This is a genomic window from Burkholderia sp. 3C (genome assembly GCF_054589155.1).
In genome coordinates, this window is sequence record NZ_BAAILN010000151.1 from 223644 (window position 1) to 225973 (window position 2330).

Consider the following 2330-nt stretch of genomic DNA (forward strand, 5'->3'; position numbering starts at 1 on the left):
ACCCAGCGCATCCGTCACGCCCGTCAGTTGCGACACGTTCACCGCGTCGGTTCCTGCCGTGCCTGCCGCCACGTTGTGCAGACCCACCGGCACACCGGTTTTGCCCAGCGTTACCGACGCATAATTCGCCTTGCCGTCCTTGTCCTGGTCGTACAACACCGCAGCACGCGACTTGCCGTCATCGCCGATCAAGCCCGACGACTTCAGTTGCGAAACGTTCACTGCGTCCATGTCGGCAGCACCTGCCTTCACGTTCGACAACGTCGTGCCGCTCGTTCCAGCCAACGTCACCTTGTCCTTGTCCGGACCGTCGTACGTCACTGCGGCAACCGACTTGCCGTCGTCGCCGATCAAGCCGGCATCTTTCAGTTGCGACACGTTCACCGCATCCTTGTCGGCCTTACCTGCATTCACGTTCGACAGCGTCGTGCCGGTCGCTCCAGCCAACGTCACCTTGTCCTTCGCCGGACCGTCGTACGTCACTGCCGCAAGCGCCTTGCCGTCGTCGCCGATCAGGCCGGCACCCTTCAACTGCGAAACGTTCACCGCGTCCTTGTCATCAACGCCTGCGTTCACGTTCTTCAGCGTCGTGCCGTCCTTGCCAGCCAACATAACGGTAGCCTTGTCGGAACCCGCGTCGTAATGCACCGCGTTCTCATCCGCCGTTTCCGCCGCTGCCTTCAGCGCATCACCCACGTTGTCATAGTCCTTCTTTCCAATCGTGTACGTCGGTGCCTTGATCTTGCCGTCAGCCCCAACCGCGGCTTCGCCGCCCAGCGCATCCGTCACGCCCGTCAGTTGCGACACGTTCACCGCATCGGTTCCTGCCGTGCCTGCCGCCACGTTATGCAGACCCACCGGAACACCGGTCTTGCCCAGCGTTACCGACGCGTAATTCGCCTTGCCGTCCTTGTCCTGGTCGTACAACACCGCAGCGCGCGACTTGCCGTCGTCGCCGATCAAGCCCGACGACTTCAGTTGCGACACGTTCACTGCGTCCATGTCGGCAGCACCTGCCTTCACGTTCGACAGCGTCGTACCGGTCTTGCCCGCCAACGTCACCTTGTCCTTCTCCGGACCGTCGTACGTCACTGCCGCAACCGACTTGCCGTCGTCGCCGATCAGGCCGGCATCCTTCAACTGCGAAACGTTTACCGCGTCCTTGTCGGCCTTACCTGCATTCACGTTCGACAACGTCGTGCCGCTCGTTCCAGCCAACGTCACCTTGTCCTTCTCCGGACCGTCGTACGTCACTGCCGCAAGCGCCTTGCCGCCATCGCCGATCAGGCCGGCATCCTTCATCTGCGAAACGTTCACCGCGTCTTTGTCGGCCTTACCTGCATTCACGTTCGACAGCGTCGTGCCGGTCGCTCCAGCCAACGTCACCTTGTCCTTTGCGGGACCGTCGTACGTCACTGCAGCGATCGCCTTGCCGTCGTCGCCGATCAGGCCAGCACCCTTCAACTGCGAAACGTTCACCGCGTCCTTGTCATCAACGCCTGCGTTCACGTTCTTCAGCGTCGTGCCGTCCTTGCCAGCCAACGTAACAGTAGCCTTGTCAGAACCCGCGTCGTAATGCACCGCGTTATCGTCCGCCGTTTCCGCCGCCGCCTTCAGCGCATCACCCACGTTGTCGTAGTTCTTCTTTCCAATCGTGTACGTCGGTGCCTTGATCTTGCCGTCAGCCCCAACCGCGGCTTCGCCGCCCAGCGCATCCGTCACGCCCGTCAGTTGCGACACGTTCACCGCATCGGTTCCTGCCGTGCCTGCCGCCACGTTGTGCAGACCCACCGGCACGCCGGTCTTGCCCAGCGTTACCGACGCGTAATTCGCCTTGCCGTTCTTGTCCTGGTCGTACAGCACCGCAGCGCGCGACTTGCCATCGTCACCGATCAAGCCCGACGACTTCAGTTGCGACACGTTCACCGCGTCCATGTCGGCAGCACCTGCCTTCACGTTCGACAACGTCGTGCCGCTCGTTCCAGCCAACGTCACCTTGTCCTTCTCGATACCGTCGTACGTCACTGCCGCAAGCGCCTTGCCGTCGTCGCCAATCAGGCCGGCACCCTTCATCTGCGAAACGTTCACCGCGTCTTTGTCATCAACACCTGCGTTCACGTTCTTCAGCGTCGTGCCCGTCGTTCCAGCCAACGTCACCTTATCCTTCTCGATACCGTCGTACGTCACCGCGGCGCGCGACTTGCCGTCGTCACCGATCAGGCCGGCATCCTTCAGCTGCGACACGTTCACCGCATCCTTGTCGGCCTTACCTGCATTCACGTTCGACAGCGTCGTGCCGGTCGCTCCAGCCAACGTCACCTTGTCCTTCG

The 2330-nt window shown here is 61.9% G+C and carries 1 pseudogene; it reads right to left on the reverse strand.

Annotation, left to right across the window (positions count from 1 at the left end):
- Window positions 1–2330, reverse strand: a pseudogene (locus ACYP33_RS31925) (YadA-like family protein); the annotation flags it as partial.